23 protein-coding genes and 1 other RNA gene are annotated in these 20,849 nt (G+C 68.4%); 10 read left to right on the top strand and 14 right to left on the bottom strand.

The features are described 5' to 3' along the window. Both F3H32_RS13440 and F3H32_RS13435 read right to left on the bottom strand, forming a co-directional pair. Positions 1 to 240, bottom strand: a 240-nt coding sequence (locus F3H32_RS13440) for an IS5 family transposase (RefSeq protein WP_149765926.1), incomplete at its 3' end; no start/stop codon positions are given. Between the two features lie 70 nt (positions 241 to 310). After that, positions 311 to 493 carry a hypothetical protein gene (locus F3H32_RS13435; protein WP_149766304.1) on the bottom strand — a complete coding sequence of 61 codons (183 nt, stop codon included), beginning with the start codon at positions 491 to 493 and terminating at the stop codon, positions 311 to 313. Between the two features lie 295 nt (positions 494 to 788). Between F3H32_RS13435 and F3H32_RS13430 the strand changes: the two genes are divergently transcribed. Continuing rightward, positions 789 to 2,285 (top strand): hypothetical protein, encoded by a 1,497-nt coding sequence (locus tag F3H32_RS13430; RefSeq protein ID WP_149766303.1) that lies wholly within the window; start codon positions 789 to 791, stop codon positions 2,283 to 2,285. Positions 2,286 to 2,410: 125 nt separating this feature from the next. On the opposite strand, the gene F3H32_RS13425 is transcribed toward F3H32_RS13430, so the two are convergent. The 4 genes from F3H32_RS13425 to F3H32_RS17740 form a co-directional block, all read right to left on the bottom strand. Further along, the gene (locus F3H32_RS13425; protein ID WP_149766302.1) at positions 2,411 to 3,160 is read right to left on the bottom strand and encodes an RNA polymerase sigma factor; all 750 of its coding nucleotides are present in this window, start codon (positions 3,158 to 3,160) and stop codon (positions 2,411 to 2,413) included. 37 nt (positions 3,161 to 3,197) lie between these two features. Continuing rightward, positions 3,198 to 3,452, bottom strand: coding sequence for a hypothetical protein (locus tag F3H32_RS13420; protein ID WP_149766301.1), 255 nt, complete (start codon positions 3,450 to 3,452; stop codon positions 3,198 to 3,200). Between the two features lie 87 nt (positions 3,453 to 3,539). After that, complete coding sequence (locus F3H32_RS13415; protein ID WP_149766300.1) at positions 3,540 to 4,151, bottom strand: cysteine hydrolase family protein; 612 nt, start codon at positions 4,149 to 4,151, stop codon at positions 3,540 to 3,542. 115 nt (positions 4,152 to 4,266) lie between these two features. Then, positions 4,267 to 4,539, bottom strand: a complete 273-nt coding sequence (locus F3H32_RS17740; protein ID WP_223191452.1) for a hypothetical protein — start codon at positions 4,537 to 4,539, stop codon at positions 4,267 to 4,269. Positions 4,540 to 4,657: 118 nt separating this feature from the next. Here F3H32_RS17740 and F3H32_RS13405 point away from each other — a divergent pair, with 118 nt between their 5' ends. Then, positions 4,658 to 5,758, top strand: coding sequence for a sensor histidine kinase (locus tag F3H32_RS13405; protein ID WP_223191451.1), 1,101 nt, complete (start codon positions 4,658 to 4,660; stop codon positions 5,756 to 5,758). 27 nt (positions 5,759 to 5,785) lie between these two features. Here F3H32_RS13405 and F3H32_RS13400 read toward each other — a convergent pair whose 3' ends face one another. Continuing rightward, positions 5,786 to 6,388: a superoxide dismutase family protein gene (locus F3H32_RS13400; protein ID WP_223191450.1), complete on the bottom strand. Its 603-nt coding sequence runs from the start codon at positions 6,386 to 6,388 to the stop codon at positions 5,786 to 5,788. A gap of 69 nt (positions 6,389 to 6,457) precedes the next feature. After that, entirely contained in the window at positions 6,458 to 7,591 is a 1,134-nt protein-coding gene (locus F3H32_RS13395; protein WP_149766298.1) for a carboxylate-amine ligase, read from the bottom strand. Positions 7,592 to 7,741: 150 nt separating this feature from the next. Between F3H32_RS13395 and F3H32_RS13390 the strand changes: the two genes are divergently transcribed. Together F3H32_RS13390 and F3H32_RS13385 are read left to right on the top strand one after the other, a co-directional pair. After that, positions 7,742 to 9,136: a cytochrome B6 gene (locus F3H32_RS13390; protein WP_149766297.1), complete on the top strand. Its 1,395-nt coding sequence runs from the start codon at positions 7,742 to 7,744 to the stop codon at positions 9,134 to 9,136. 11 nt (positions 9,137 to 9,147) lie between these two features. Continuing rightward, complete coding sequence (locus tag F3H32_RS13385) at positions 9,148 to 9,738, top strand: DUF4142 domain-containing protein (protein WP_149766296.1); 591 nt, start codon at positions 9,148 to 9,150, stop codon at positions 9,736 to 9,738. 82 nt (positions 9,739 to 9,820) lie between these two features. On the opposite strand, the gene F3H32_RS13380 is transcribed toward F3H32_RS13385, so the two are convergent. Next, the gene (locus tag F3H32_RS13380) at positions 9,821 to 10,018 is read right to left on the bottom strand and encodes a hypothetical protein (RefSeq protein WP_149766295.1); all 198 of its coding nucleotides are present in this window, start codon (positions 10,016 to 10,018) and stop codon (positions 9,821 to 9,823) included. A gap of 170 nt (positions 10,019 to 10,188) precedes the next feature. On the opposite strand from F3H32_RS13380, the gene F3H32_RS17940 reads away from it, so the two are divergent. Further along, entirely contained in the window at positions 10,189 to 10,326 is a 138-nt protein-coding gene (locus F3H32_RS17940; protein ID WP_223191449.1) for a hypothetical protein, read from the top strand. Between the two features lie 87 nt (positions 10,327 to 10,413). Here the strand turns inward: F3H32_RS17940 and F3H32_RS13375 are convergent, their stop codons facing one another. The 5 genes from F3H32_RS13375 to dsbD are packed head-to-tail and all read right to left on the bottom strand — an operon-like array spanning position 10,414 to position 15,120. Beyond that, positions 10,414 to 11,061, bottom strand: coding sequence for a DsbA family protein (locus tag F3H32_RS13375; RefSeq protein WP_149766294.1), 648 nt, complete (start codon positions 11,059 to 11,061; stop codon positions 10,414 to 10,416). 33 nt (positions 11,062 to 11,094) lie between these two features. Next, positions 11,095 to 11,736 carry a DsbA family protein gene (locus F3H32_RS13370; protein ID WP_149766293.1) on the bottom strand — a complete coding sequence of 214 codons (642 nt, stop codon included), beginning with the start codon at positions 11,734 to 11,736 and terminating at the stop codon, positions 11,095 to 11,097. Next, the gene (locus F3H32_RS13365) at positions 11,733 to 12,494 is read right to left on the bottom strand and encodes a L,D-transpeptidase (RefSeq protein ID WP_149766292.1); all 762 of its coding nucleotides are present in this window, start codon (positions 12,492 to 12,494) and stop codon (positions 11,733 to 11,735) included. Before F3H32_RS13365 ends, F3H32_RS13370 begins: the two co-directional genes overlap by 4 nt. Further along, a complete protein-coding gene (locus F3H32_RS13360; protein WP_149766291.1) occupies positions 12,491 to 13,309 on the bottom strand; it encodes a TlpA disulfide reductase family protein in 819 nt (272 codons plus the stop codon). Before F3H32_RS13360 ends, F3H32_RS13365 begins: the two co-directional genes overlap by 4 nt. Beyond that, positions 13,306 to 15,120, bottom strand: a complete 1,815-nt coding sequence (dsbD, locus tag F3H32_RS13355; protein ID WP_149766290.1) for a protein-disulfide reductase DsbD — start codon at positions 15,118 to 15,120, stop codon at positions 13,306 to 13,308. The genes F3H32_RS13360 and dsbD overlap by 4 nt, the downstream gene beginning before the upstream one ends. A 90-nt stretch (positions 15,121 to 15,210) precedes the next feature. On the opposite strand from dsbD, the gene F3H32_RS13350 reads away from it, so the two are divergent. The 5 genes from F3H32_RS13350 to rpmG all read left to right on the top strand — a co-directional run bounded on the left by F3H32_RS13350 (position 15,211) and on the right by rpmG (position 20,710). Then, a complete protein-coding gene (locus tag F3H32_RS13350; RefSeq protein ID WP_149766289.1) occupies positions 15,211 to 15,891 on the top strand; it encodes a response regulator in 681 nt (226 codons plus the stop codon). Continuing rightward, positions 15,888 to 17,273: an ATP-binding protein gene (locus tag F3H32_RS13345; protein WP_149766288.1), complete on the top strand. Its 1,386-nt coding sequence runs from the start codon at positions 15,888 to 15,890 to the stop codon at positions 17,271 to 17,273. The genes F3H32_RS13350 and F3H32_RS13345 overlap by 4 nt, the downstream gene beginning before the upstream one ends. A gap of 168 nt (positions 17,274 to 17,441) precedes the next feature. Next, complete coding sequence (locus F3H32_RS13340; protein WP_149766287.1) at positions 17,442 to 19,835, top strand: ATP-dependent helicase; 2,394 nt, start codon at positions 17,442 to 17,444, stop codon at positions 19,833 to 19,835. 141 nt (positions 19,836 to 19,976) lie between these two features. Beyond that, positions 19,977 to 20,356, top strand: an RNA gene (gene rnpB / locus F3H32_RS13335) — RNase P RNA component class A. A 186-nt stretch (positions 20,357 to 20,542) separates the two neighbouring features. Next, on the top strand, positions 20,543 to 20,710 hold the full coding sequence (gene rpmG, locus F3H32_RS13330) for a 50S ribosomal protein L33 (RefSeq protein WP_011750518.1): 168 nt from the start codon (positions 20,543 to 20,545) through the stop codon (positions 20,708 to 20,710). The last annotated feature ends 139 nt before the right edge of the window (positions 20,711 to 20,849 follow it).

Here is a 20,849-nt window from a genome sequence, read left to right as displayed (position 1 = left end):
CAGAGCCTCGAACACCCGCAGCCAGACCCCGGATTTCGCCCATCGGTTGAACCGGTTGTAGATCGTGGTCGAAGGACCGTAGCGTTCCGGCAGGTCCCGCCAGGGCGAGCCGGTCCTGAGTACCCAGAAGATACCGTTCAGCACCCGCCGGTCATCCACCCGCGCCACCCCACGCGGCTTGTTCGGCAGAAGCGGGCGGATCAGTTCCCATTCAAAGTCCGTCAGATCGAAACGCGCCATCCTGAACCCTCCATAGGTCCAGTGAATCACGCCGGCCATCATAACGGAATCCCGTTTATGAGTTCACAGCCTAGCGCGGCTCGCCTGCCTTGTCGCGCTGGCGATGGCGCGCGTCATCCAGCGCGGTTTCCAGCCGCTTGGCCAGTTCGCGCAGCCGGGGCGAGATCGGCTCTCTTTCCGTCTGCGCCAGCAGCTCGGACAGGGCCTTGTCGAGCTCGGGATCGACAACCGGGCCGCTTTCGCTGTGGGCCATCAGGGACTCCTTGCTTCTTCATAAGTTGACATATCTTAATCGAACGCCGCCGGTTGGCGACCCCATGCAACCTGAATATTCCGACAGTGTTGCAGCAAGAAACCGCTTTGCACGGGCAAATCGGGGCGATTGCGCCGATTGCCGTCTGCGTTCAGCCACTTGCCGCCCGCTGTCGAAACACCTGCCGCCGGCCCGGTCGCAACCCCGCCCGCGCCTTGTCGCCGGGCCGGGCTGTGACGCTGGAACATTTCCCCCACGGGTTTGTTCAAGGCGCCCACAGCATGGAGGCGATCACATGGCGCGTGAAACAGAGTCATCCAGAAAGAAGACCGAGGAGGATCAGTCCGAGGACGCATCCCCCCAGACTGGGCAGCCCGCCACCCCGCTAGGCGGCCAGCAGCAGGGCCAGCAAGGCGGCCAGCAGCAGGGCCAGCAAGCCAGCCCGCAATCAGGCCAGCCAAGCGGCCAGGGCGGCCAGGGCGGGCAGGCCGGCGCCGCTGACGAAAACCGCCAGCAGTCCCAGTCCGACAGCCAGGGCGACGGCTTTGCGCAACTGCGCGAACATCACCGGACCCTGCGCGCCCTTTTGGGGGAATGCGCCAATATCACCGATGCCGACGACGCCGAAGGCGTGCTGCCGCGCCTGTCGGATGCCTGGGCAAAGCAGGCCGAGGCGTATCGGGTGCTTTACGACGCCTCGACCCAGGCGGGGTTGCAGGAATTTCCCCTGCTGACGGAAATCGCGGTCGAGACGGACCTGGTTTCCTTTCTGCTGGGCCGGGCGCGGCGCGACCTGGAAGGTCCACTGGAACTGGCCGGGCTGCGCGTCGCCGTGCGGCTGATCGGTGAAATCATGGAACGCGAGGAGAAGCCGCGCAACGGCCTTCTTGCCAAGGCCAAGGCGGCGGGTGTCGATTCCGCCGCCCTGGGCAGGCGCATCCGCGCCTGCATGACGGCGCTGTCCGACCGGGACGGCGAAATGAGGCCGCAACTGCGGCATCTTACGGCAAATCAGGAGGATATCATGCCAAGGAACTCGAACATGCCCGAGCGGGATGATCGCGGGCGTTTCGTCAGCGACGACGACAATGGCGGCCGGGGCGGATCCGGCGGCCGTGGGTCCAGCCGCAGTGACGACCGCGACCGCGACAGCCGCGGCCGCTTCATGAGCGATCGCGACGACGACCGTTATTCCTCGCGTGGGCGTTCCTCGCGCCGCGATGACGACGACCGCCGCAGCTATTCGTCGCGGGGCCGTGACGATGACGACCGCGGCTATTCCCGCGACCGTGGCCAGGGCGGCTGGTTCGGCGATTACGAAGGTCATTCCGAAGCCTCGCGCCGCGGCTGGGATCACCGCCGCGACGATGACGACGACCGCTATTCCTCGCGCGGGCGTTCCTCGCGCCGCGACGACGACGACCGCCGCAGCTATTCGTCGCGGGGCCGTGACGATGACGACCGCGGCTATTCGCGCGACCGTGGCCAGGGCGGCTGGTTCGGCGACTCGGAAGGTCATTCCGAAGCCTCGCGCCGCGGCTGGGATCACCGCCGCGACGATGACGACGACCGCTATTCCTCGCGCGGGCGTTCCTCGCGGCGCGACGACGACGACCGCCGCAGCTATTCGTCGCGCGGCCGTGATGATGACGACCGCGGCTATTCGCGCGACCGCGGCCAGGGCGGCTGGTTCGGGGACCCGGAAGGGCATTCCGAAGCCTCGCGCCGTGGCTGGGATCACCGTCGCGACGACGATGACGACGACCGCCGCTCCTCGCGCGGGCGGCGCTGACCGGCAAAAGAGGGGGCCGAAAGGCCCCCTTTTCCCGTCGCGGCTGGGTGGTCGCGACCCCATGAAGCAAGGCCGCCTCCTTGGGGAAGCGGCCTTGTCCCGTATCGGGCGGCAAGGGCAGCCGGTCAGTTCGGGCGCGACATCTTTTGCTGATGCCAGATCCGCTCGATCAGCGTCACCAGAAGGGCGCCGATCTCGCGGTCCGAGGCCAGGTGGGGCAACAGCCCCAGCGCCTGTTCCAGCGCGTCGGCCACCAGATCGTCGGCCAGCGCGCCATCCTGGACCAGATAGCGCGCCATGGCCCGCAGCCGCGGCATCATCTCCATCACCGTCATTTCGGGGGTGCATTGCAGCCCGGCCCCGTAAAGCGCGGTATGCAGCAGCACGGCCGAGGCCAGCGCCTCGGGGCCGTTATGGCTGGGGACATAGCAGGCATGGGCATAGTCCGCCAGCAAGGGCGAAAGCCCCTGGGTGAACATGACAAACGGAATGCCCGCCGATTGCAGGCTTGCCGCCAGCGGCGCCGGATCGCGCAGGTTCAGCACCGCCACGTCGACATGCAGCAGCTCGCGCGCATCGGCCACCACCCCCGCCAGCCCGGCACCGGGCAGGCGAATGCCGCTTTCCTCGGACCAGAACGGCGTCAGCCGATGGCGGGCGATCATCGGCGGCAGCGCCACCGGCCAGGCGCAATCCGCGCCGGGGATCAGCACCTCGACCGAGGCGCCGGCCTCTCGCAGGTAGTTGGCGACCGAGGGGGCGTCGGGGCCGTCATCCTCCCACAGCGCCAGGCGCAGCCCGTGCAGGTCGGCATTGCGATAGAAATGCCTTATCCCCGCCGGAGAAACGCATGAGGGGGGTTTGCGATGGGGCATCGTCTTGGATCCTTGGCCGGGGCAGGTCCGGCGCCCTTTACTGCGTCCCGGCCGGCGCGGTCGGCGCGCCGCCTGCGGGCGCATCGGCGGGCGGGGCAGGGGCAGGGGCCGTAGGCTCGGGCACCTCGCCCACCGGGCCGGGCACCTCGCCCGGCATTTCGGGATCGCTGGTTTCGTCGTCGAACCACCACAAAAAGCCCGCCAGGGCGATCAGCACCACGGCGATGATCCCGATGATCGGGCCAATGTGGCGGCGTCTTTGCTTGTCCAGATCGGTGCGTGGTGCGGACATTGGAACCTCCTTCGGGTTATGTCGAACGGCCGTCCTTGGTCTGCGGACAAGAAGGCAACTTGCCCGGTGGCCGGGTTGTTCCCTGCTCTATCCCGCGGGCCAGGCCTCCAGGATCTCGGCCAGGGGGGCGGTTTCGATCTGCTGCGAGAACCGTTCGCGATAAAGGGTCATGGCGGAATCGTGCCCCCGGTCGGTCGAGGAACAGATCGCATCGCTGACCAGCACCACCCGATAGCCCAGGTCCACCGCGCCCAGGACGGTTGCCAGGACGCAGACATCGGTCTCGCCCCCGGTCACGACCAGGGTCGTCACCCCCGCGCCGCGCAGCAGCCGGTGCAGGCTGCCGTCATGCCAGGGGGAATAGACCGCCTTGTCGATCACCTTGGCGGGCGGCACATGCCTGGCCAGTTCGGGCAGCAGTTCCAGCCATTCCCCGTCCAGCCGCTCGCGCAGCATCTGGGGCCATTGGGCGTAATAGCGCATCCAGGTGCCCGCCGCCGCGTCCAGCCGCGGCGGCGGGATGAAACGGGTGAACAGCGTCCGGTCGGGCCGGGCCGCGACCAGGGTCGCGACCATGGGGCGCACCTGTTCGATCCACGGCACCGCCCAGACCGAACCGGGGCCGAACAGCCTTTGCATGTCGATGCAAAGATGCAGCGTGTCGCGGCCCAGGGGGCCAAATCTTAGCGTCTGCGCCATGATGCCTGCTGAAACTTGCCGGTGGTTGCACAGAAAACCGGCCAGCCGGCGGAATCGTTCCGCGCTATCCTGCCGGCGGGTGGATTTTTCCGGGAACAACCCCGCCCCCACCCGGTTAGGAGCCGGCACCAGATCCGGTGCCAGGAGGAGAGCGATGAACCAGCAGAACCAGAACCAGCAAGGCGGCGGCCAGCAGGGCGGCGGCCAAGGTGGCGGCCAGGGCGGCGGTGGCGGCCAGGGCGGCGGCCAGCGCCAGGGCGATGACAACCGTCCGGGCCAAGGCGGCCAGCAGGGCGGCGGCGGCCAGCAAGGCGGCGGCGGCCAGCAAGGTGGCGGCCAGCAAGGACGCTGACGCCCGCGCTGCCATGCGATGACCGGCTTCGGTCATCGCAGCCAAAGGGCCGGCCGGCGACGCAAATCTTCCGGCCGGCGCGAAACCGAACTGATCCGTTCTGCGTTGCGACCGGGCAGCGCCGCGACTGGCGCGGCGCGGCGGAGGGGGCAGCGTGGACATAGCGACGGGCGGATCGGTGCATTTCCTGGATGGCGGCGGGGAAATGGCCCAGGCCATCCGCGCCCATGATTGGACCACCAGCGAGCTTGGCACCCCCGACACCTGGCCCTCGGCGCTCAAGATCGCGCTGGGCATGGCGCTGAATTCGAAATTCCCGAAATCCATCATCTGGGGGCCGGGGCTGACGACATTCTACAATGACGCCTTCCGGCCGATCCTGGGCGACAAGGGCCATGTGCTGGGCCGCTCCTTTGCCGAGATCTGGCACGAGGTCTGGGACCAGATCGGCCCCATCGCCGAGCGCGCCTATGCCGGCGAGGCCACCTTCATCGAGGATTTTCCGCTGGTGATCGACCGCTACGGCTATCCCGAGCAATGCCATTTCACCTTTTGCTACAGTCCGATCCGCGACGAGACCGGCGTGGTGCGCGGCATGATCGACACGGTGATCGAAACCACCGGCAAGGTCGAGGCGAGCCGCCAGTTGCAACTGGTCAACGGCGAGCTGGGCCACCGGATCAAGAACACGCTGACCGTGGTTTCGGCCATCGTGAACCAGACCATGCATCGCCATCCCGGCGCCGAGGCGCGCGACGTCCTGCGCCAGCGCATCGGCGCCCTTGCGCAGGCCCAGACGCTGCTGACCCAGTCGGGCGCGCTGGACGTCGAACTGAATCAGGTGGTCCAGCAGGCCCTGGCGCCCTTTCGCACCGGCGAGCGGCGGTTCCACATCGCGGGTCCGCCGATCAAGCTGTCGGCCAAGCAGGCATTGACCCTGGCGATGGCGATCAACGAACTGGCGACCAATGCGCTGAAATACGGCGCGCTGTCCGTGCCGCTGGGCCGGGTCGAACTGAACTGGACCGGCGGCGCGCCGGGCAGCCGCGACCCGTTCCGGCTATCCTGGGCCGAAATCGGCGGACCGCCGGTTGCGGCCGGCGCAACCAGGGGCTTCGGCTCATTGATCATCGAAGATGTGCTGGCGCAGGATTTCATGGGCGAAACCATCATCTCGCACGATCCCGCCGGGCTGCGCTGCGAGTTGCGCAGCACCATGGAGCGCCTGGGCGCGGGCCCCGGCATGCGGGGCTGACCGCGCCGCGGCGCGCCTGGGTGCGGCCTATTCGATCACCCCGCAGGCCAGCCTTTCGCCCGCATCGCCGCTGGGCTGGCTTTTATAGTCGTCGGCCTTGGCGTGGATCATCAGCGCCCGGCCGGTGATCGCGTTGTCGCCTTCGGCCAGCGAGACCAGCGGGTTGAAGACCTGGGCGCGGGCGGTCCCTTCGGCATCCACCCAGATATTGGGCATGTCGCCCGCATGCGGGCCGCCCTCGACCAGCACGCCATGTTCGGCGTCCGAGGGGTTGAAATGCCCGCCCGCCGATTCATGGCCGGTCTGCGGATCGCAGGTGCCGGTTTCGTGGATATGGAAAGCGACCCAACTGCTTGCCGGCAGGCCGGTCGCCTCGACCTGGATCAGCACCCCGGTGGGCGTGGCGGTCAGGCTGGCCGAACCTGCCTGCTGGCCCTTGGCGTCGACAAAGCTGGCTTGCGCGTCCTGGGCCGGGGCGGCCTCGGCCGGCGCGGTGTCGGCCGGCGCGTCCTGGGCCTGCGCCGCGGGGGCCTGGGCGTCGGGGGCCTGGGCGTCGGGGGCCTGTGCATCCTGGGCCTGCGCCCAGACCGGCATGGCGGCGAAACCCAGTGCCAGAAGATATGTCCGCATCGTCTCTCTCCCGTTTTCTGATGTCGGCGGCGCAACCCTTGGGGCGGGTCTTTGTTCCCGCGGGGCCGGTCAGAACCCCTGCCGGAACTCCTGGATCAGCCACATGACGATGCTGCGGAACGCTTCCTCGGGGGTGGCGCCGGCGGCGATGGCGGCCGCGAACAGCGCCCGCTGCCGCTCGGCCGCGCTGCCGCGGGCGACCATGTCGCGCAGCCCGGCCACCGCCGGCTGGCTGTCCAGCGCATCGGCATCCTCGGCGATGATGGCCAGCCAGTCCTCGGCGATCTGGTCAAAGGGGATCACGCGGCCGCTGCCAAAGTCGATCAACCCCTGGGTGATGCCATAGCGCGTGGCCCGCCAGCGGTTCTCGCCCAGCAGGAAGTTGTCGTATTGCCGCCAGCGCAGGTTCTGCCGCGACAGCCGCCACAGCATCCGCAAGGTCGCCTGGATCAGCGCGACCAGGGTCACGGTGTTGTCAAGCCGCGGGCAGGCGTCGCAAATGCGCGTCTCTAGCGTCGGGAACCGGGCCGAGGGGCGCAGATCCCACCAGATCTTGCTGGCATCGTCGATGATGCCGGTTTCGGTCAAGGCGCCGACCGAGCGTTCGTATTCGTCCCAGCTTCCCATGCGCGGCGGCAGGCCGGTGCGGGGATAGCCGGCAAAGACCGTGGTGCGATAGGATGCCAGCGCGGTATCCTCGCCCAGCCAGAACGGGCTGGAGGCAGAAAGCGCCAACAGATGCGGCAGGAACCAGGAAAACTGGTTCATCAGGTCGATGCGCTGCGCCTTTTGCGCGATGCCGACATGGACATGCATGCCGCAGATCAGCATGCGCCGCGACAGCCCGCCCATTTCCTGCGACAGCTTGTTGTAGCGGTCCTTGTCGGTGTGGTCCTGCCGGCGCCAGTCGGCCAGCGGGTGGCAAGCGACCGAGATCGGCGCCAGACCGAAGTCCGCGGAATGGCGGGCGATGCTTTCGCGCAGCCGGGCCAACTGGGCGCGGGCCTCGGTGACGTTCGCGGCCACGGGGCTGCCGATCTCGATCTGGCAGCGCAGGAATTCGGGGCTGACCTGGTCGGCCAGTTCGGCCTTGCAGGCCGCCATCAGCGCATCGGGCGCTTCGCGCAGCGCGCCGGTCTCGGCGTCGACCAGCAGGTATTCCTCTTCGATCCCCAGCGTGAAGCTGGGCTCTTGCTCGGCCATGGCCGTCCCCTTCCTTCTCGAACACGCGTCTGGGGCCGAACCCCCTTGGGGGCCGGGATGTTCCGCCGCAAGTCCTTGCAGGGGCGGCCGGAACATTTCCCGGCCCACCCGGTTACAGCCCGCGTCCGCCGCAAGCCAAGGAGAACGCCAATGCCGGGACGACGCGCATCCACATTTGCCTGTGTGGCGGGCTTGCTGCTGGCGGGGCCGGCCGGGGCCGATCCGCTGCCGCCGGATACGACCTATCGCCCGCTGCCCACCATGCCCCTTTCCAGGGTCAGGGCCATCGACGAGGCGCAAAAGCCCGAGGTGATGACCCGCCAGCGCACGCTTTTGGAAAGCCGCTACGACCTGGCCGACCGCCCGCGCGACGGCGCGATGATGTCGGGCGGCACCAAGCCGGTGCAGGACGGCGTTCGGGTCAAGCTGCCCCAGGGGGCAAGCTGGGAATCGCTGGGCGCGCTAAGCCCGGCCGAAATCCGCGACCAGGATCTTTTGCCCAAGGGGTTCCTGCCGCTGCCCCATGTCAAGCAGGCCACCGGCGGACAGGTGTTTCCGCAATTCGCCATCGACGAGATCAAGGCCCAGGAACAGCGCGACCTGACGCGTTTCGATGTCGATTTCGACCTGCCCGACCATCTGGTGTCGGAATTTCCGCCGCCGATCTTCCTGACCACGCAGCCGCAGCTTGGCGACGCGTCGCGCGGGGAACTGCTGACGATCTCGAACCACTACGAACTTTTCAACGGCCTGCTGACCCCGGTGCAGATGGAGGGGCTGCGCATCCTGCTGACGCCCTTTCCGCAAGAAGAGTTCAACCAGACCGAGGACCGCAAGACCGTCGAGCAGCACCGCGGCGTCGCCTGCCTGGATTGCCATTCGAATTTCCACGGCAATGCGGGCTTCCATCAAAGCCCCGACATCCGCCCGCAGGCCAACCGCTTCCGGCTGGACACGCCCAGCCTGCGGGGCATGTTCAACCAACAGATCCACGGCTCGAAACGCTCGCTGCGCTCGATCGAGGATTTCACCGAGTTCGAACAGCATACCGCCTATTTCAACGGCGACCATGTCAGCGCGGCCCGCAAGGGCGAACATATTCCCGACCGTTCCCACAAGGTCGCCTTCATGGCGCAGATGCAGAACATCATCGACTTTCCGCCCGCGCCCCAGCTGGACCCGTTCGGCCGGCTGGACCCGGCGCTGGCCAGCGAACAGGAACTGGCCGGCGAGGCGATTTTCCTGGGCAAGGGCCGCTGTGCGGACTGCCACGACCCGATGACCGCCTTCATGGACAACCAGATGCACGACCTGAAGCTGGAACGCTTCTACAAGCCCGGCGAGGTGGTGAACGACATGGTCACGCTGCCGGACGGGCCGATCAAGACCTTTACCCTGCGCGGCATCAAGGATTCGCCGCCCTATCTGCATGACGGCCGGCTGATGACGCTGGCCGACACGGTCGAGTTCTTCAACCTGGTGCTGGGAACCGGGCTGACCGGCGACGAAAAGGAAGACCTGCTCGCCTATCTGCTGACATTGTGATGGAGGACGCCATGATCCGCACCGCAGCCATCCTGCTTGTCGCCGGCCTGGCCACGGGTCCCGCAGCGGCCCAGATGGGCAATCCGGCCGGCATGGGGGCCGATACCCGCATGGCCGAGCCGGGCAAGCCCGCGCCGCATCAGACCAACAACACCGACCGGCTTTTCGCGCAGCTTGCCGCCGCGGGCGGCCTGGCCGAGGTCGATCTGGGCGAAATGGCCCGCGACCGGGCCGATGCCCAGGAGGTGCGCGATTTCGCCGAAATGATGGTCCGCGACCATGGCGATGCCAATGCCCGGCTGGCGGAACTGGCCGAGGCCGCGCATATCCCGCTGCCGCAAGAGCTTGACCCCGACCACCAGGCGCTGCGCGACCGGCTGGAGGGCACCGAGGGCGCGGCCTTCGACCTGGCCTATATCCGCGCGCAGATCGTCGAACACCAGAAGACCGCGCAACTGCTGGCCTGGGAGGTCAATGCGGGCCAGGACGGCGATATCCAGCGCCTTGCCGCGGATCTGCTGCCGGTGGTGCTGGGCCATCTGGAACGGGCGCAGGCGCTGAATGGGGAATTAAGCGGGGCGGGCGTGCGGATCCTGCCCTGACCCGCCCCCGTCGGGGGCTGATCCCGCCATGGCCCGCGCCCGGCTTGCGATGCGGGCCGGGCGGCGGCATGTCCGGCGGCGGCTACTTGTTTTCGCGCCCGCGCTGGTTGGGGTCTATGCCGCCCTGGGGCGTGGTGTCGTTCATCACGTCGCCTTCAAAGGTGTTTTCGCCGCCGATTTCGGGGTCCTTGCGATCGGCCCCCTTGGAACGGCCGATGCCCGGATCGTGGCGCAGGTCGGCATCCGAGGGCGGGCTGGGCTTGGGCTGCTTGTCGGTCATGTCCTTGTCCTTTGCTTTGGGTTGCGACGGATAACCGCCGGTTCCGCCCGATGTTCCCGAACGGCCCCGCGCAGCACCCGCCGCCGCAGGAACGGGCAGCGCAGCGGTTTTCCGCCGAGGGTTTTGCGCCCGCGCGTTGGTCCTTCAGCACAAGAGGGGGCCACCCTAGCATGAAAAAAGGTGAAGCCATGCCACATGAAACCGTTCTTGCATCCGCCCTGCTGTTGGGCGTCCTTGCAAGCGCCACTTTCGCGGCCGCGTCGGTCGTGACCATGCAATCCATGGGGATCTGGGTGAATCGGTCCTGATCCGGCCAGGGGATCGCTACCCAAGACTTAACCCGCCGCCCGGCCGACCGGACGGCGGGTTCTTGTTCTCAGGGACCGGCCGCGCTGCTAGCTGGCCATGTCCTGTCTGGCGCGCTGGACCAGTCCGCGCAGGTCTTCCAGGCTATATTGGCCGAATGCGCCCTCGTCCCCGGCGATGAAGCTTGGGGTGCCCATCAGGCCCATATGCTCGGCCAGCATGAAGCTCATGGAAATGTGGCGCTCGACCGGCTCGGCGGCCATGTCGCGCTCCAGCCGGGCGGTGTCCAGCCCGGTGTCGCGCGCCGCCCGCATCGCGGCATCCGCCGTCACCTTGCCCGGCGTGCGAAACAGCGCCGTGTGCATCTGCCAGTATTTCCCCTGTTGCAGCGAGGCAAGCGAGGCGCGGGCGGCGAAATCCGAATCCTCGCCGAAGACCGGCCATTCGCGGAACACCACCCGCAGCTTCTTGTCCGAAGAGATCAGCCGGTGCATCGGCTCGACCATCTCGCGGCAAAACGGACAGTTGTAGTCGAAGAACTCGGTCAGGGTGATGTCGCCTTGCGGATTGCCCAGCACCGGCGCGGTCGGGTCGCGCTCCAGCGCCTTGCGCAATTCGTCCGGCATCGGGTTGGCGCGGCCGGGGTCCGCCCCGGCGCCCTGGGCCTGGGCCATGCGGGCAAGGCCGGGCAGGGCCATGATGCTGGCTCCGGCAAGAATGAGGCGTCGACGTTGCATGTTCTCTCCTTCGTGTTCCGGGATCGCGGCCGGTCAGGCCCGGCGGGCCTGGTCGATGGCGCGGCGCAGCCGGGTTTCGTCCAGCGCGCCGGGATAGATCGTCGTGCCGATGATAAAGGCCGGGGTGCCCTGCAATCCCAGCGCCGCCGCCTGGGCAGAGTTGCGCGCCAGAAGCCCGTCCCATTTGTCGCGCTCGGCGCGATAGGCGTCCAGCGACTTTTCCGTGTCGATGCCGGCATCGGCAAGCACCTGCCGGATCTGGTCCTCGGAAAGCTTGGCCTGGGTGGCCATCAGGGCGGTATGCGCCGGCTCATAGCTGCCCGTCGACGCCGCGCCAAAGACAAGCTGGCTGGCCAGGACCGAGGGCGCGCCGAAGATCGGCCAGTCCTTCATCACCAGCCGGATGTCGCCGTCTTCCTCTGCCACGCGGGTCAGCATCGGGTGGCCCATCTTGCAATAGGGGCATTGGTAGTCGAAATATTCCACGATGGTCAGCGCACCGTCGGGATTGCCCAGGACCGGGTTGTCGGGGTCGCGCAGCACGTCGTCCATGCCGATCTGTTCGCCGCCGCCGGCGTCGCCCGCATCCCTGCCCAGCAGGATCGCCGCGCCGGCAATGCCGGTCAGGCCGGCCCCGGCGCCGAAGCCCAGGATGTCTCGTCGGGTAATGCTCATGTCGGCTCTCCTGTCTGGTCGGGAATGGCGGCCAGGTCATCGGGCGGCGGCGGCAGGGGCTGGCCCGGCGGCACCGTGCCCTTGCCCGATTCCGCCCTGGTCAGGACGATGACCTTGGTCATGCTGTCGGTCTGTTCGGCCAGGTGGATTATGTCCTGGTTGAACAGCCGGATGCAGCCGGCGGATGTCGCCTGCCCGATCGAGGCAGGGTCCATGGTGCCGTGGATGCGGTAATAGGTGTCGCCCTGGCCGTTGTGCAGGTAAAGCGCGCGGGCACCCATGGGATTGTCGATCCCGCCCTCCAGCCCCTTTTCCACGGGGCCGTAAAGCTCGGGCTGGGTCGCGACCATGTTGTCGGTGGGCTTCCAGCTTGGCCAGTCGCGCTGATAGGGGATATGCGCCTCACCGGTAAAGCCGTAGCCTGCGGCGCCCACGGCGACGGCATAGCGCATCGCCTTGCCGTCGGGCTGGACCTGATACAGGTAGCGGGCATGGGGATCGACGATGATCGTGCCGGGCGCCTCGTCGGTCCAGTAATCCACCAGTTGCCGTGCCTTGTCCTCGGTCAGCAGGGTGGGATCGACGGCGGGGATATGGTGGCCGCTGTCCTGGGTCGCGCCATACAGGGCGGCCAGTTCGGGGCGGACCGCCGGCGGCGGCGGTTCTGCGGCGGCCGGCGGTTCGGCCGGGGCGCAGGCCGACAGCGCCAGCAGGACCAGCAGGGCGGGCGCGGCAAGGCCGGCTCGGGTTCGGGTCATCTCGTCTCTCCTGTCGCTTGCGCGATCATCCGTGTCAGCGCCGCGCGCGAGACCTCGCCGGTCTGCGCCGCCACCAGCCGGCCCCTGGCGTCGAAGACCAGCGTCGAGGGCAGGCCGATCGCGTTCAGCGCCGCCATCAGCCGGCCTTGCGGATCGCGGACCATGCCATCCGGCGGCAGGTTTTCGGCGTCCAGAAAGGCGCGCACCTGCCGGGCCTCTTCGCCCTGGTTGGCGAAGACGAAATCGACGCCGGGCGTATTGGCGGCCAGGTCGGTCATCATCGGCATCTCGCGCCGGCAGGGCGGACACCAGGTCGCCCACAGGTTCAGCACCACCGGCCGGTCGCGCCCGGCCAGTTGCACCCTGCCGCCATCCAGCGCCATCAGCTGCATCTGCGGCAGGGTGACGGCCGGGCTTGGCTGCACCGCCAGCACGGCCAGATGCGCGGCCAGCGCCACCGCCCCGCCCAGGGCCAGCGGCGCCAGCGCCGCCCGCGCCCGGCGCAGCGCCGCCAGCAGAAAGACCGCCACGCCCCCGGCCCAGCCCGCGCCGGACAGGAAACCGCCCTGCCACAGCTTGAGCGCGTCCAAGGGATGCGCGGCAAAGTCGGACCAATGGGCCATGACAAAGCCCAGCCGGGCAGCGCCGATCCAGGCCAGCGCCGCGATCCCGGCCCAGCGTGCCGCATCTCCGGGCAGGTTGCGGCCTTGCAGCCTTGCCACGATCTCGGTCACCAGGAAGAACAGCAGCAGCGCCACGACCGCGGCGAAGCGTCCCCCGTCAAAGACCAGCGGCCCGATCGAGACCGCGTTCATGGGCTGACCTTTCCGATCGAGGCCAGCAGCGCCTGGGCGTCCAGATCGCCGACCAGCCGGCTGCCCGGCGCCTCGGCCCGGTTGGCGTCAAGAAAGACCATCGTGGGCGGGCCGGCAGCGGCCAGGTCCCGCATCAGCGCCTGCGCCTCGGCGTTGAAATCGCTTACGTCCAGCTTGATCGGCGCCAGGCCCGCCAGCGCGGCATGGACCGCCGGATCGGCCAGCGGCCCGCGCTCGATGGCGCGGCAGGTGACGCACCAGTCGGCGGTAACGTAAAGCAGCGCCGGCCTGTCGCCGCCCGAGGCCAGCGCCTGCTTGAGCCCCGCCCGCGTGGTGACGCTGGCGAACTGGGTCGGCGCCTGGGCCGCGGGCGCGGCCGTGCCGCCGGCCAGCGGCGCCAGGGGGCGCAGCGGATCATGCGCGCCAAGCGCCGCGCCAAACCCCTGGATCAGCCCGCCAAACAGCAGCAGGACGCCAAGCGCCGCGCCAAGACGGCGGTTGCGGGTCGCGTCGCCATCCAGCCGGTCCAGGGCGCCCAGGAAAACCGCCGTCCCGACCAGCAGCACCGCCCAAAGCGCCAGCGTCAGCGGCCCCGGCAGCACCCGCCCGGCCAGCCAGATCGCAAAGCCCAGGAAAACCACGCCGAAGGCAAGCTTCGCGCCCTCCATCCAGCCGCCGCCGCGCGGCAGGATGCGCGGGCCGAACAGGCCGATCGCCAGCAGCGGCAGCCCCTGGCCCAGCCCCAGCGCAAACAGCGCCGCCGCGCCCAGCACCACATCGCCGGTCTGGGCGATATAGATCAGCGCCCCGGCCAGCGGCGCGGTCACGCAGGGCCCGACGATCAGCGCCGAGGTAAAGCCAAGCGCCGCCGCCCCGCCGACCGAGCCGCGCCGGCCGGCCACGCGCCCCAGCCGGCTTTGCAGCGCTACCGGCATCTGCAAGTCGTAAAAGCCGAACATCGACAGCGCCAGCGCCACGAACAACACCGCCACCACGGCGATGGCCGCGGGCGATTGCAGCAGCATTTGCAGATTGGCCCCCGACCATGCGGCGGCGATGCCCAAAAGCCCAAAGGCCCCCGCCATCGCCACCACATAGGCGCCCGTCAGCAACAGCCCGCGCCGGGCGGTCAGGCTTTCGCCCTGCCGCGCCAGCATGCCGGCGACGATGGGAAACATCGGAAAGACGCAAGGGGTAAAGGCCAGAAGCAAGCCAAAGCCCAGGAAACCGGCAACCACCAGCACACCGCCGCCGCGCACGGCCAGGCCCTGGACCAGCCCCTGATCCTGCGCCAGGGTCAGCCCCGATCCGGTGGCCGCAGCCGTGTCGGGCGTCGCGGCGGGCGCGGCCTCCTGCGGGCTCCAGCCCGCTGCGGGCTCGGCCGCCGGCGGCAGGACGGTGCCCCCGGCGTCCAGCCGCACGCTTTGGGGCGCATAGCAGATGCCGTCCTGCTGGCAGCCCTGCCAATGCAGGGTGACGGGCTGGCCGGCCGTCTTCAGCCCGGCCGTGACTTCGTCGCGATAGATCTCGCCCTCGCCGAAATAGGGGTCCTCATAGGGTTCGCCCTTGGGCAGGGTCAGCGGCAGGCTTTCCCCCGCCGCGTTTTCGGCAGCAAGTTGGCTGCGATAAAGATAATAGCCCTGGGCGATGCGCCAGGTCAGGGCCAGTTCGCCATCGGCGTCCCGCGTGACGGTCAGCGCAAAGGCGTCCTGCGGTTGCAGGGGGCGGTCATGTGTCTGGGCCGTCGCCCATGTGGCCAGAAAGGCCAGCACCAGCGCCAGGGTCAGGGACAGGGGGAACAATCTTGTCATCATGCACGGCTAGCTAAAGACGACAGCTTAAGTCCAGCTTAAGCTTGAGCGACGAAAGCGTGATCAAGCGGATCAGGGAAAAAGGATGCCATGCGCTTGCTGATTGTCGAGGACGACCCGGTGCTTTCGGACGGGCTTGCCGTCGGGCTTGGCCTGTCGGGCTTTACCGTCGATGCCGTCGGCACCCTGGCCGATGCCCGCGCCGCGCTGGATGGCGGGGGCTTTGCCGGCGTGGTGCTGGATATCATGCTGCCCGACGGCTCGGGCCTGGATCTGCTGGCGGAATTGCGCGCGGCGGGGCAACGCCTGCCGGTCCTGCTGCTGACCGCCCGCGACCAGGTGCGCGACCGGGTCTGCGGCCTTGATGCCGGCGCGGATGACTACCTGGGCAAGCCCTTTGATCTTGACGAACTGGCCGCCCGGCTGCGCGCCATGCTGCGCCGGCAAGAGGGGCGGGCATCGGCCATGATCGAATGGAACGGGCTGGCGCTTGACCCGGCCCGGATGCGCGGCAGGATGGACGGGGCGGAAATCGCGTTCTCGCGCCGCGAATACACCATCCTGCAAGCCCTGATCGAACGCCCCGGCGTCATCCTGGCCAAGTCGGTCCTGGAAGAGCGGCTTTACGGCTGGCAGGAAGAGGTGGAAAGCAACACGGTCGAGGTCCATGTCCACAAGCTGCGCGCCAAGCTGGGCGCGGGCTTTATCGAAACCGTGCGCGGGGCGGGCTATCGGCTGGCCGTCCCGGCCGAGGGGGAAGGCGGGACATGAGTTCGATCCGCGGACGGTTGTTTGTCATCCTGCTGGCGGCGACCGGCCTGATCTGGCTGTCGGCGGTGGGGTGGATCCAGCATTCGACCCGGACCGAGGTCGGCCATGTGCTGGACCGGCGCTTGCAGGAATCGGCGCAGATGGTCGCCTCGCTGATCCGGCGCAGCGGCGGGATCGCCGGCCCCGATTCGGCCGGGCTGGTCGATGAGGCGCCGGCATTGCCCGGCACCGGTGGCCACGACCTGGCCCGCCAGCTTATCTGCCAGGTCTGGGGTTTCGACGGCCGGCTGAAAAGCGAATCCGACGGCGCGCCGTCGCAGCAACTGGCCGAAGCCGAGGGCTTTAGCGAGCGCGAGGTCGATGGCGAGGTCTGGCGCGTCTACAGCCATGTGGACCGGGAAATGGGCATCCGCGTCATGGTCGGCGATGCGCGCGCGGTGCGCGATCGGCTGGTGCATGGCGTGGTGATCGGGCTGCTGGCCCCGGCGTTGCTGATCTTGCCCTTGCTGGCGGCGCTGATCTGGCTGGCGGTGCGGCGCGGGCTTGAGCCATTGGACCGGCTGGCCCAGGCGCTGTCGCGCCGCCCCGCCACCGATCTGGGCGCCTTGCAGGCAAGGCGCGCGCCCGCGGAACTGCGCCCGATGATCGAGGCGCTGAACGGGCTGTTTCGCCGCGTCGAGGGCCTGCGCGAACGCGAGCGCAGCTTTACCGCCTTTGCCGCGCATGAGCTCAAGACCCCGCTGGCCGGGCTCAAGACCCAGGCGCAGGTCGCGGTGCTGGCACCCGACGGCGCGACGCGGGACCGCGCGCTGGCGCAGATCGCGCAGGGCGTCGACCGCACCGACCGCATGGTGCGCCAGCTTCTGGACATGACCGCGGCCGAGAACGCCATCGACGCGGCGCCTGCCTGTGCGCAGGATGGCGCGCGCATCCTGGCCGAAGTGGCCGACGACCTGGCCGGGCTGGCGCAGTTGCGCGCCGTCGCCCTGCAACTGGATACCGGGGGCGCGGCCTGGCGCACCACCCAGGCGGCGCTGCTGGCCCCGGCGCTGCGCAACCTGCTGGAAAACGCCATCCTCGCCTCGCCCGCCGGCGGCATCGTCGAGGCGCGGCTGATGCGCGATGGGGAAACGGTGCGCTTTTGCGTGCTGGACCGCGGCCCCGGCATCAGCAAGGCCGACCGCCCCCATGTCACCGAGCGGTTCTATCGCGGCATGGCGCATCCGTCGGGCGGCGGCAGCGGGCTTGGCCTTTCGATCGTCGCGGCGGCGGTCAAGGCGATGGGCGGCGAATTGCGCCTGTCGCCGCGCGCGCAGGGCGGAGAGCAGGCCGAAATCATCCTTCCCGCCGCCCCGCGCCCCGCGCCGTCGCCCGTCCGATAGGGCCGACATCTGCCGGGCCGGCGCTGTTTGGCGCCGCTAGGGCCATGCCCGACCTGGCCCCTGGCGGCACGGCTGGCCTTGTGCGGCTGGCCGGCCGATTGCCGCTTTCCAGAACGAAATGGGAACCATGGGCTTCCCAGGTCGCCCTGCCCGGACTATGTTCCTGGCATGAGCAATTTCGACGACTCGGATGCCTTCGAGGCCGCTTCCGCCCCCGTGCCGCTGAAAGGCCCGCTGTCGCAGCGTGCCGTGGCGGCGCGCCCGGCGCCCTATCTGGATGGGCTGAACCCCGCGCAGCGCGCGGCGGTCCAGGCGTTGGAGGGGCCGGTCCTGCTGCTGGCCGGCGCCGGCACCGGCAAGACCCGCGCCCTGACCACCCGCATCGCGCATCTGCTGAACCTGGGACTGGCGCGGCCGGGGCAGATCCTGGCCGTCACCTTTACCAACAAGGCCGCGCGCGAGATGAAGAACCGCATCGGCCGGCTTCTGGGCGAGATGGTCGAGGGCATGCCCTGGCTTGGCACCTTCCATTCGATCAGCGTCAAGATCCTGCGCCGGCATGCGGAACTGATCGGCGATGGGACCTTGCACCTGAAGCCCAGCTTCACCATCCTGGACACCGACGACCAGATCCGATTGCTCAAGCAATTGATCCAGGCCGAGAATATCGACGAAAAACGCTGGCCCGCGCGCCAGCTTGCGCATCTGATCGACGGCTGGAAGAACCGCTGCCTGTCCCCCGCCAAGCTGCCCAAGGGCGAGGAGCGCGCCTTTGACGGGCTGGGCGGGCGGCTTTACGCCGCCTATCAGCGCCGGCTGCTGGAACTGAACGCGGTCGATTTCGGCGACCTCTTGATGCATTGCGTGAACCTGTTCCAGGCGCATCCCGACGTGCTGAAAACCTGGCAGGACCGTTTCCGCTATATCCTGGTGGACGAATACCAGGACACCAACGTCGCGCAATACATGTGGCTGCGGCTTCTGGCGTCCGGGCATCGCAACATCTGCTGCGTGGGCGACGACGACCAGTCGATCTATGGCTGGCGCGGCGCCGAGGTCGGCAACATCCTGCGCTTCGAAAGCGATTTCCCCGGCGCGCAGGTGATCCGGCTGGAACAGAACTATCGCTCGACCCCGCATATCCTGGCCGCCGCTTCGGGGCTGATCGCGGCGAACAAGGGGCGGCTTGGCAAGACGCTGTGGACCGAGGCCGAGGGGGGCGAGCCCCTGCGCCTGATCGGCCATTGGGACAGCGAGGCCGAGGCGCGCTGGATCGGCGAGGAGATCGAGGCGTTCCAGGGCGGCCACCGCCACAGCATCGGCCGGCGCAGCCTGAACGACATCGCCATCCTGGTGCGGGCATCCCACCAGATGCGGGCCTTCGAGGACCGCTTCATGACCATCGGCCTGCCTTACCGGGTGATCGGCGGTCCGCGCTTTTACGAGCGGCAGGAAATCCGCGACGCCATGGCCTATTTCCGCCTGGCGGTCAGCCCCACCGACGACCTGGCCTTCGAGCGTATCGTGAACCTGCCCAAGCGGGGCCTGGGCGACAAGGCGGTGCAGAAGATCCAGGCCGAGGCGCGGGACCGCGGCCTGTCGCTGCTGGAGGGCGCGGCCTCGGCCGTCGCCACCGGCGTGCTGGGCGGCAAGGGGGCCGGCGCGCTGCGGCAATTCACCGAAGGCATGGGCCGCTGGCATGCCGATGCGCTGGACGACCGGGTGAACCATGTCGAGCTGGCCGAGCGGATCCTGGACGAATCCGGTTATACCGCCATGTGGCAGAACGACAAGAACCCCGACGCGCCGGGCCGGCTCGACAACCTCAAGGAACTGGTCAAGGCGCTGGAGGAATTCGACAACCTGCAAGGCTTCCTGGAACATGTCGCGCTGGTCATGGACAATGACAAGGGAGAGCAGTCCGAGGAAGTCAGCATCATGACCCTCCACGCCGCCAAGGGGCTGGAATATCCCATCGTCTTCCTGCCGGGATGGGAGGACGGGCTGTTCCCCAGCCAGCGCAGCATGGACGAAAGCGGCATGAAGGGGCTGGAGGAAGAGCGGCGGCTGGCCTATGTCGGCATCACCCGCGGCGAGGAACTGGTGACGATCAGCTTCGCCGGCAACCGCCGCATGTATGGGCAATGGCAGTCCAGCCTGCCCTCGCGCTTCGTCGACGAATTGCCCGAGGACCATGTCGAGGTGCTGACGCCGCCCGGCCTTTACGGCGGCGGCTATGGCGCGGCGGCGCAGCCTTTCGCGCAATCGGGCATGCATGAACGCGCGGCGCGGGCGGATGTCTACAATTCGCCGGGCTGGAAGCGCATGCAGGAACGCTCAGCCCAGCGGGCGCAGCCGGTGCATCGCACGCCGGTGGTGATCGACGCCGAACCGGCGGCGCGGTTTTCGGTGGGCGACCGGGTGTTCCACCAGAAATTCGGCAATGGCACGATCATGGGCATCGCCGAGGATACGCTGACCATCCAGTTCCCCACCGGCTTCAAGACCGTCAAGGCGGGCTATGTCCAGCCGGGCGGGACGATGGACGACGTGCCGTTCTGAAACCCGGCCGTCCTTTCGGCTGCATGGAACCTGTCCAAGCTTGCCGGGCGCCTGGGTTTCTCCGTTGCCCAAATACCCCCGCGGCGGCGCAATCGGTGCGGCGCTTGACCTTGCCCCCGGCCGCGCCTATCTGGGGCTTGCGCGGATGGCCGGATGACCGCGGCAGCAATGTCGAGGAAAGTCCGGACTCCATGAAGGCACGGTGCCGGGTAACGCCCGGCGGGGGCAACCCCAGGGAAAGCGCCACAGAGATGAGACCGCCCGCGGCCAAGAGATTGGCATGGCGGGCAAGGGTGAAACGGTGGGGTAAGAGCCCACCGCGGGGCTGGCAACAGTCCCGGCATGGCAAGCCCCACCGGGAGCAATGCCGAATAGGGACCGCGCGTCGCAAGACAGGGCCGCCTTTGCCCCAGCAGGTCCGGGTTGGCAGCTAGATCCCGTCAGCAATGGCGGGGCCAGAGGAATGGTCATCGAAGGGGGCGACCCCGGAACAAAATCCGGCTTACAGGCCATCCGCGCGTTTCCTTTTCGGCCCGGCCGATGCATTTCCCGCCGGCGGTTGCTGGCGGGTGGATTTTCGCCGGGACGCCGCCGATTTCGCGGCGATTCGCGGTTGACTTCGCCCGGTCTGCCGCTAAAAGGCGGGCTTCAAGAGAATTCCACGGGGTTGGCGAGACGCATTTTGCCCCGCAGCAGGAGCGAAGCAGATGGCGAAGCCGACGACGATCAAGATCCGTCTGAACTCGACGGCCGGGACCGGGCATTTCTATGTCACCAAGAAGAACGCCCGTACGATGACCGAAAAGATGACGGTCAACAAATACGACCCGGTTGTGCGCAAGCATGTCGAATACAAGGAAGGCAAGATCAAGTAAGATCTGCCGCTGACGGAAAGCGTTTGGAACCGCGCCCCCTACAGGCGCGGTTTTCGCATTTGCGGGATTGCGTCTTGCGGCCTGTCGCGCCGCCGGGGGCTGCTGTTTGCGCTTGCGCCTGTGGGACGGGCAGCGGCCT

The organism is Paracoccus thiocyanatus (assembly GCF_900156255.1).
GTDB classification, from domain to species: Bacteria; Pseudomonadota; Alphaproteobacteria; order Rhodobacterales; family Rhodobacteraceae; genus Paracoccus; species Paracoccus thiocyanatus.
Note: the sequence above shows the minus strand (reverse complement) of the source record. Positions and strands in the feature narration are given on the sequence as shown.

Bases quoted from the DNA above. Each gene is read 5' to 3' on its own strand.
- dsbD (WP_149766290.1), bottom strand. From the start codon at position 15,120: ATGACAAGATTGTTCCCCCTGTCCCTGACCCTGGCGCTGGTGCTGGCC.
- F3H32_RS13425 (WP_149766302.1), bottom strand. From the start codon at position 3,160: ATGCCCCATCGCAAACCCCCCTCATGCGTTTCTCCGGCGGGGATAAGG.
- F3H32_RS17940 (WP_223191449.1), top strand. From the start codon at position 10,189: ATGAAAAAAGGTGAAGCCATGCCACATGAAACCGTTCTTGCATCCGCC.
- F3H32_RS13395 (WP_149766298.1), bottom strand. From the start codon at position 7,591: ATGGCCGAGCAAGAGCCCAGCTTCACGCTGGGGATCGAAGAGGAATAC.
- F3H32_RS13420 (WP_149766301.1), bottom strand. From the start codon at position 3,452: ATGTCCGCACCACGCACCGATCTGGACAAGCAAAGACGCCGCCACATT.
- F3H32_RS13415 (WP_149766300.1), bottom strand. From the start codon at position 4,151: ATGGCGCAGACGCTAAGATTTGGCCCCCTGGGCCGCGACACGCTGCAT.
- F3H32_RS13360 (WP_149766291.1), bottom strand. From the start codon at position 13,309: ATGAACGCGGTCTCGATCGGGCCGCTGGTCTTTGACGGGGGACGCTTC.
- F3H32_RS13345 (WP_149766288.1), top strand. From the start codon at position 15,888: ATGAGTTCGATCCGCGGACGGTTGTTTGTCATCCTGCTGGCGGCGACC.
- F3H32_RS13375 (WP_149766294.1), bottom strand. From the start codon at position 11,061: ATGCAACGTCGACGCCTCATTCTTGCCGGAGCCAGCATCATGGCCCTG.
- F3H32_RS13430 (WP_149766303.1), top strand. From the start codon at position 789: ATGGCGCGTGAAACAGAGTCATCCAGAAAGAAGACCGAGGAGGATCAG.
- F3H32_RS13370 (WP_149766293.1), bottom strand. From the start codon at position 11,736: ATGAGCATTACCCGACGAGACATCCTGGGCTTCGGCGCCGGGGCCGGC.
- F3H32_RS13365 (WP_149766292.1), bottom strand. From the start codon at position 12,494: ATGACCCGAACCCGAGCCGGCCTTGCCGCGCCCGCCCTGCTGGTCCTG.
- F3H32_RS13380 (WP_149766295.1), bottom strand. From the start codon at position 10,018: ATGACCGACAAGCAGCCCAAGCCCAGCCCGCCCTCGGATGCCGACCTG.
- rpmG (WP_011750518.1), top strand. From the start codon at position 20,543: ATGGCGAAGCCGACGACGATCAAGATCCGTCTGAACTCGACGGCCGGG.
- F3H32_RS13390 (WP_149766297.1), top strand. From the start codon at position 7,742: ATGCCGGGACGACGCGCATCCACATTTGCCTGTGTGGCGGGCTTGCTG.
- F3H32_RS13350 (WP_149766289.1), top strand. From the start codon at position 15,211: ATGCGCTTGCTGATTGTCGAGGACGACCCGGTGCTTTCGGACGGGCTT.
- F3H32_RS13385 (WP_149766296.1), top strand. From the start codon at position 9,148: ATGATCCGCACCGCAGCCATCCTGCTTGTCGCCGGCCTGGCCACGGGT.
- F3H32_RS13400 (WP_223191450.1), bottom strand. From the start codon at position 6,388: ATGCGGACATATCTTCTGGCACTGGGTTTCGCCGCCATGCCGGTCTGG.
- F3H32_RS17740 (WP_223191452.1), bottom strand. From the start codon at position 4,539: ATGACCGAAGCCGGTCATCGCATGGCAGCGCGGGCGTCAGCGTCCTTG.
- F3H32_RS13340 (WP_149766287.1), top strand. From the start codon at position 17,442: ATGAGCAATTTCGACGACTCGGATGCCTTCGAGGCCGCTTCCGCCCCC.
- F3H32_RS13435 (WP_149766304.1), bottom strand. From the start codon at position 493: ATGGCCCACAGCGAAAGCGGCCCGGTTGTCGATCCCGAGCTCGACAAG.